Here is a 4,434-nt window from a genome sequence, read left to right as displayed (position 1 = left end):
TTCTTCTATACTTCTATCCCTCTATACTTCTATCCCTCAAAATTGCCACAGGCAATTTTATTTTACAAATGCTATCGTTCCGCTTATAACTTTACCGTCTACTTTTATTTGATAAATATATGTTCCGCTTTCTACATAACGCCCGCTGTAATCTTTACCGTCCCATGCAAAAGTACCACCGTTCAACTCTCTAACTTTTTTACCGTTTACGTTATATATTTTTACACTGTCACCTTCGGTTAAATAATTAAATTGGAACACATCGCCCCTGCTTTCTGCTCTTGCTTTTACTATTACCCTTCTTGCAGGTCTGTAATCATTCTTAGATACTTCCTTTCCTATCCATGCAGCAAAATACCCTGTTTTACTTGAAGTTACATATATTTTTTTATTTTCATAATCTATTGATGTAACCTTTACATATTCATTGATAGCCGAGGTTGATGCCCCTCTTTTAACAATAAATTTATCTCCGTCTTTCATATCAGCATAAGGAATACCGTATTGAGCAGGAGTATTAAGTGTAAAATCATAATCACCGTCAACATCAACACCTATAAGCGCTACAGCAGAACCTGTTTGTATTATGGCAGCTCTTGCTGGAGCCAAACCACCAAGTAACCCCGGATCCAATATTTCAATATTAATGGTTTTATCTCCGTCATAAGCACCCGGATTAATAGTTACACTTGCATCTCCTGCGCTTTGATCGCCGGATTCAAAAGAAACAGTTCCACCCTGAGCACCATTGATAACCGTACTGGAAGATTGAATTATATTTGCCGTTATATAATAAGGGGTTTCATCCGCTTTAACGGGATAATACATTTTAGTTTCTTCATTCCTTATTTTCAACGTAACTTCTATTTGATAATCAACTTTTGTATCTGTTTCGGAAAATTGCGGAAGCGCAATAAAGAAATCCTGTTTATCCGTAATACTTCCGGCACTTTGCTCCCGAACCGCAGAAGAATCCCCGTTAAGATAATACAACATTTTTGCGGTTGCAGATTCATAACAGCCGAAATCCACATTTATTTTTGCATTTAAAAGTTTAGTACTTGCAGAAACAGAATTTATGGGAGTGTGATTTACTACACTTTTAGGAAATTCCGCAATAAAAGTATAGCAAATATCGGATATCACCTGCGTATCAGCTTCTATTTTAGCACACACAAATAAAGCCGTTATTAAAACTGCCGTTAAAATTGATAAGAAAACTTTATTTTTTTTCATTATTACCTTTATATTCTATAAAATTTACTTTTTTATTTCAATATTCCCGTTTTTTAAAACTTCAAACCTTACTGCTTTATGAACAGAACGACCTAATGCCTTAACTTCAAAAACCGCCAAATAAAAACCTTGTTTCAATTCATCTTTTGATGCAATATTTATAATAAAATCTCTTGAACTTTCACAGTAAGTCGGAAAACTTTCTTCAATCTTTATTTCTTTTACAACATTTCCGGTTTCGGTATTATACAATTTAATATTACCCGTATGCCTAATATGAACATTACCGTCATTTTTAATTACCATCGTAGCAGATAAATTACCCGTATTTTGTCCTTTATCGATTTTCAAAGAATCTATTTTAAAATCCGCAATTTCTGTTCCTTCGATTGTGATATAAATAGGAACCTTCATTGTCATATTTATCATATTGGTTTTATTGCTTGAAAATACAACCATTCCGGAAACAGAACCCGTCATACCTTTAAAAGTTTCTATTCTAAAAGGAACTTCAGCTTCACTTTTCGGTTCAATTTCAATTTCGTTTTTAGGTAAATTCAACCATTTTTCAACCGTAACGTCACTTGAATTTTCAGAAGAATTCTTCCAATCTTCCATTGATATTTTAACTATCGCTTTGGTATCTGCGGTATTAAAAACTTTATACACACTTTCACAAACCGCTTCATCATTTGCCACGATATTTATTACCGCCGGGCTTATTGATAAATCTGCATATAAAAGAACACAACTGCATATTACCAAACAACCTGCAACAAAAAATTCTTTCATTTTATTCGTAAGTTAAAACAACACAAATATTGCCGGTATATTTTAAACCGCCTATTGTATTTTTGCAATTTGCCCCGAGATATAAACTTACTTTACTTCCGGAATAATAACCGCTGTTGGAGATACTACCATACTCACCGGAATAAGCATGATATCCGCCGGTTTTATAACCCATTACGGTTGAATAATCTTTATCTTTATCCGTTTTTAAAGCTTTTAAATCCTGCATATACAACCACGGACGAAAACCTTTATCACCGTTTCCTTTATCATAAAGATACCAATAAGTTCCGTCATAATCTTCACCTATTTGTGTTGTATGGCTTCCGCTGCCGTCTGAATAAGGCAAAGCATTTTCACTTGCACGCCAACACATAGGCATAACAAACTCATCTTTTCCTTTAACGGCATACAAACCGTTTCTTGTGGCAGAACTGTTATTTACATATAACTTCACATCCCAATTTTTTTTAGAATCGTCATCAAAATCCAACACTAAATATTGTTCGGCAACTTTCCATTCCGTTTGAAAATTACTTGAAGCCCACGTTATATTACTTGTATTAACCGTAGTATTATCGGAAACTTTTTTTACAGTTACATTAAAAGCACCTGTTGCATTAGGTTTTACCCAACGGACATAATCTATATCCAATGCCAAATTATTACTGACAACATTTTCATCATACGCTATCAAAAGTAAAAAAGATGTTTTTGCCATATTTGAAGAAGTTATATTAGCATTGGTATTACTGTTTAATTTCAAAGAAATATCCTGCCACTGATTTATTTTAGAAGAATCAAAACCGGAAAAATTACTTAACGGAACAGCTATATTTATACCGTTAACTTTAATCCCTACAGGAAACTTACCACAATTTGAATTATTTATTTTAACGGAAAGTCTTAACTCTCCATTATAATAAGCAGACATATCTCTATCCGCTTCGGCATTAGAAGAATTAACAAAAGTTATCCCCCCGCCACCCCAAGATGAATTGCCGGGAACACATCTTGTATAATTTAAACCTTCCTTAGGATTATCGGTTTGATTTGATGACCCCATATTCCCCCATGCAAAAAACCTCACACTGTCATCAATATGTAAACTTTCATTAAAATTAACACCTGATAAAGATTCGGAAAGAACACCATAAAAATTCCTGCCGATATTGCTTGCAAAAGCAACAGATGTTGATAGCATAGATAAGAATAATATTACAAAACTTTTTTTGAACACTTAAAGTTATCCTTTAAAAATAAAATTCTTTTCAATAAAATTGTAAAGCATTAATACAACTTAACAAAAAAGAACTTAAAACAATCTAAAGCAACAATATATAATGTAATGTATAATTTACAACACACAACCAACAACAAAAGCAACACTTCATTACAAAAAATCTACTATTTACAAAGACAACAAAAACAACAAACTACACAAACTCAAGGTATGCAAACCAATGCATACCTTGAGTAATAGACTAAATTATTCTGTAACCTGAACTATATGTAACTGATCTGTTCCGTATTTTTCACCGCCTGTTATATTAGCAAAACCACCGAAGAAATACATATATGCAGTATTATTTACTACATCAGAACCTGTCCAATCACCATCTGTTCCTTGTGCAAAAACAGGACCAACTAAACCTGCAATTTTTGTATATTTCATATAATCACCTTCATCTTTTGTATAAGTACTATCTGCCGTATCCATAAAGAATTTATCGGATCTTGTTGCTGATACGGTTGCAGTTTTAATATCATAAGTTATATTAGCATTTTTTGTTCCAACAAAAGAGAATGCTACAGGAATATAACCTTTAAAATCTCCACCTTTTTTTTCAGGGTTTACCAAACCGCTGTAAACCGTGGAATTATCTGCATTATGTCTTGGAGTTTCAGCTTTATAATTTGACGAATTTTTATTTGTTTGATACATATAAACATTAAAACCGGCTTTTGTAACCGTTGCTGCTACAACTGCATACTGATCTGCTCTTACCCAAGCAACTGTCGAACCGCCAACAAAAGCATCAGGACTTGTCCAATTCAATTGACTTGCTACGGCATCACCGCTTACATTTTTCAATGTAAAAGAAAAATCAACCGTTCCTGAATTACTAAAATCTGCAATACCTACATACGTTGTCGTACTTACTGTTGCTGCAAATGACAAACCTGCAAACAAAAACAACACTGCTAACAAACTTACTACTTTTTTCATTTTTTTCTCCTTAATTTTTTATTTTTTTATTACACTTCTTCCATAAATACTTTTCAATTATAACATAAAAAAATTTTTTTGTCAAGTAAAAAATTTATTAAAATTATTTATGGTAATCTAAGTGTTAAACCGACAAAATGTGAACCGTAACTCTCTTTTACTTCTACAGGCAATTC

4 protein-coding genes are annotated in these 4,434 nt (G+C 32.9%); all 4 read right to left on the bottom strand.

Going from position 1 to position 4,434, the window contains the following annotated elements; genetic code table 11:
- Positions 1 to 57: 57 nt before the first annotated feature.
- Entirely contained in the window at positions 58 to 1,236 is a 1,179-nt protein-coding gene (locus ACMUOV_RS02375; protein ID WP_413853428.1) for a gliding motility-associated C-terminal domain-containing protein, read from the bottom strand.
- Between the two features lie 24 nt (positions 1,237 to 1,260).
- On the bottom strand, positions 1,261 to 2,028 hold the full coding sequence (locus ACMUOV_RS02370; RefSeq protein ID WP_413853426.1) for a hypothetical protein: 768 nt from the start codon (positions 2,026 to 2,028) through the stop codon (positions 1,261 to 1,263).
- 1 nt (position 2,029) lies between these two features.
- Complete coding sequence (locus tag ACMUOV_RS02365; protein WP_413853424.1) at positions 2,030 to 3,268, bottom strand: hypothetical protein; 1,239 nt, start codon at positions 3,266 to 3,268, stop codon at positions 2,030 to 2,032.
- Between the two features lie 249 nt (positions 3,269 to 3,517).
- A complete protein-coding gene (locus ACMUOV_RS02360; RefSeq protein ID WP_413853422.1) occupies positions 3,518 to 4,258 on the bottom strand; it encodes a hypothetical protein in 741 nt (246 codons plus the stop codon).
- Positions 4,259 to 4,434 lie beyond the last annotated feature (176 nt).

The sequence above is a fragment of the Candidatus Ruminimicrobium bovinum genome, assembly GCF_902760015.1.
GTDB classification, from domain to species: Bacteria; Elusimicrobiota; Endomicrobiia; order Endomicrobiales; family Endomicrobiaceae; genus Ruminimicrobium; species Ruminimicrobium bovinum.
Note: the sequence above shows the minus strand (reverse complement) of the source record. Positions and strands in the feature narration are given on the sequence as shown.

Coding starts and splice junctions, on each gene's coding strand:
- ACMUOV_RS02370 (WP_413853426.1), bottom strand. CDS start 2,028: ATGAAAGAATTTTTTGTTGCAGGTTGTTTGGTAATATGCAGTTGTGTT.
- ACMUOV_RS02375 (WP_413853428.1), bottom strand. CDS start 1,236: ATGAAAAAAAATAAAGTTTTCTTATCAATTTTAACGGCAGTTTTAATA.
- ACMUOV_RS02360 (WP_413853422.1), bottom strand. CDS start 4,258: ATGAAAAAAGTAGTAAGTTTGTTAGCAGTGTTGTTTTTGTTTGCAGGT.